This is a genomic window from Hungatella sp. (assembly GCF_046966825.1).
This window is the reverse complement of the sequence record NZ_JBKVCZ010000040.1, coordinates 47,127-49,647: the sequence shown is the minus strand read 5'-3', so window position 1 is coordinate 49,647 and position 2,521 is coordinate 47,127. Positions and strand designations below refer to the sequence as shown.

Annotated in this window: 2 protein-coding genes; one reads left to right on the top strand and one right to left on the bottom strand. The window is 54.9% G+C overall.

Annotation, left to right across the window (positions count from 1 at the left end):
* Positions 1-1,258 (bottom strand): O-acetylhomoserine aminocarboxypropyltransferase/cysteine synthase family protein (locus ACLTD4_RS14420; protein ID WP_412331387.1); only part of this gene is annotated, 1,258 nt, incomplete at its 3' end.
* A 199-nt stretch (positions 1,259-1,457) separates the two neighbouring features.
* On the opposite strand from ACLTD4_RS14420, the gene ACLTD4_RS14415 reads away from it, so the two are divergent.
* On the top strand, positions 1,458-2,521 hold a 1,064-nt coding region (locus tag ACLTD4_RS14415; RefSeq protein WP_412331386.1), incomplete at its 3' end, for a CocE/NonD family hydrolase.

The window sequence follows — 2,521 nt, the reverse complement described above, 5'->3', positions numbered from 1 at the left end:
GAATAATATCTTCTATATGCTCGGTTCCGATGGAGAGCCGGATGGTCTCCGGCCTGATGCCGCTGTCCGCAAGTTCCTGCTCCGTCATCTGGGCGTGTGTGGTGCTGGCCGGGTGGATCACCAGAGATTTAACATCGGCCACATTGGCGAGAAGGGAAAATATCTTCAGATGGTCGATAAATTCCATTGCCTTCTCCGCCCCGCCCTCTATCTCAAAGGTGAAGATGGAACCGGCTCCCTCCGGAAAATACCGGTTGTAGAGTTCATGGTACGGGCTGTCGGGGAGTGATGGATGGTTTACCTTCTTTACGTGGGGATTCGCATTTAAGTATTCCACAACCCGGACAGCATTAAAGACGTGGCGCTCCACACGCAGTGACAGCGTCTCCAGTCCCTGAAGCAGTAAAAACGCGTGCAGAGGCGCCAGGGTAGCACCCGTGTCCCGCAGAAGTACTGCGCGGATTTTCGTCACGAGGGCCGCCGGTCCGGCCGCTTTCGTAAAGCTGACGCCGTGGTAGCTGGGATTCGGCTCCACAAGACTGGGGAATTTGCCTGAGGCCTCCCAGTCGAAGCTTCCGCCTTCCACGATAACGCCTCCCAGCGCCGTACCGTGACCACCCATAAATTTGGTTGCGGAGTGCACCACAATATCAGCCCCGTGCTCCAGCGGGCGGAACAGATACGGGGTAGCAAAGGTATTATCCACAATCAGGGGAATTTTATGGGCATGGGCCACAGCGGCCGCGGCTTCCATATCGATGATGCTGGAATTGGGGTTTCCCAGCGTTTCGATAAAGACGGCCTTTGTATTGGGGCGGATGGCACGCTCAAACGCCCCGGGCTCGTCGGGATCTACAAAGGTGGCCGTCACGCCGAATTCCGGCAGCGTGTGTGCAAGCAGATTGTAGGTGCCTCCATAGATGGTGGAAGCCGCCACAATATGATCGCTTTCCCTGGCAAGCGCCTGAAAGGTATAGGCGATAGCCGCCGCTCCGCTGGCCACGGCAAGCGCCGCGCTGCCGCCCTCTAAAGCCGCAATCCGCTGTTCCAGCACATCCTCTGTCGGATTGGTCAGGCGTCCGTAGATATTGCCTGCATCCGAAAGGCTGAAACGGTCCGCCGCCTCTTTGCAGTTTTTAAATACATACGACGTGGTCTGGTAGATCGGAACCGCCCTGGCCCCTGTAGCCGGATCAGGCTCCTCCTGGCCGGCATGGATCTGTAATGTTTCAAACCTCAATTTCTTTTTCTCTGACATATGCATCCATCCTTTCCCCGTTCCTCATGCGGAACACGTTCGATTCATAGTATTCATATCTCTTTGCTATGTTTTGCGTGCTATTGTACAGGAGGAAGCGTCGTCTGTCAATCTTTTTTTGAAATAATTCCCATATTATTGGTTTCCAGATTACTTCATATCCCTTATAATCAAAAACAGAGACAGGAGGAATAAGACAATGAAACAATGGAATTTTTATTTTTCAGGGATCCTTTACGGGATAATCCGCGATCAGAACGAGGACGGAAAGGAACTGAATCATCAGACACTGGACGTATTCACCAACACCTTTAACCGAGAAGAACCGTTTCACAACGATGATTTTTACGAAGTGCTCTGCCGCAGGAAGATACGCCGCTTCTTCGAATCGCTTCCGGAATATGAGACCCATGCACGGGCAGGAGAAGAGCGTTTCACCACGTCAAAAGGGCAGGTCTTTACCCGCAGGTTAAGCAGAGACGGCCTGCAGGCGAATGAAGCTTATATGCATGACTCCTGCATACATGACTCCTGCATACACGACTCTTACATACAGAGAGAAGTCAAGTTTCCGCTGGATTTGTACGTATCAGACGGACAGCTTTACGCTGTACAGATGTCCGGGCGGGATTATACGGGAGTCCTGGTATTGGCTGGAATGGAAGAACATACCATTCTGAAAGAATGGAGCGACAAACCGGTCTGCGCGGTGCGTTTTGCCGGAACCCACATGATCCCGACGGCAGACGGTGAGCTGCTGGCTACAGACGTCTATCTTCCCGGCACGATCGTCTCCAAACATGTGCTGGACCCCGCCGCAGTATGTTCCGGGCCGTTCCCCACCCAGGTACCGGCAGTCCTGGTCCGCACCCCCTACGGTAAGCGCGACGGCGCAGAGCAGTACTACCGGTTCGTACAGCGCGGCTACGCGGTCGTCGTACAGGATGTCCGGGGCAGAGAGGACAGCACCGGCGAATGGATGCCGAATTACTATGAAGTCGAGGACGGCAGCGACACCCTGGACTGGATTGCCGCACAGCCGTGGAGTGACGGAAACGTGGGAATGACCGGCGGCTCCTATCTCGGGTACGTTCAATGGGCCGCGGCGGCCAGTGGCAATCCCCATCTGAAAGCCATTTTAAGCAGTGTCTGCGCGGGAAGCCCCTTCATCGATCTCCCCAGACGGGGCGGCTGCTTCACCTCCGGCTCCATGGCCTGGAACTTCGCCATGACGGAGCAGCGGTTCCGCGAGGACCGCATCAT